General features: G+C 63.8%; 1 protein-coding gene. It reads left to right on the plus strand.

Going from position 1 to position 279, the window contains the following annotated elements; translation table 11 throughout:
• Positions 1 to 279 (plus strand): carbohydrate porin (locus tag AC0IW9_RS30665; protein ID WP_471652083.1); only part of this gene is annotated, 279 nt, incomplete at both ends.

The raw sequence follows: 279 nt of genomic DNA on the forward strand, positions 1-279 counted from the left end.
GCTGAAAGTCGGGCGCAGTTCGCCGGGCGAGGATTTCGAGGGTTTTTCCTGCCATTTCCAGAACCTCAGCTTCTGCGGATCGCAGCCGGGCAACGTGGTCGGCGATTACTGGTACAACTGGCCCGTCAGCCAATGGTCTGCCCGGCTGCGCATCGATCGTGCCGACGGCTTCGTGCAGGTCGGCGTCTACGAGGTGAACCCGCGCAATCTGGAGCGGAATTTCTTCAGTTGGCGGTTCGGCGGCGCGACCGGCGTGCTGGTGCCGGTGGAACTCGGCTG

The organism is Belnapia sp. AC561, from assembly GCF_979252845.1.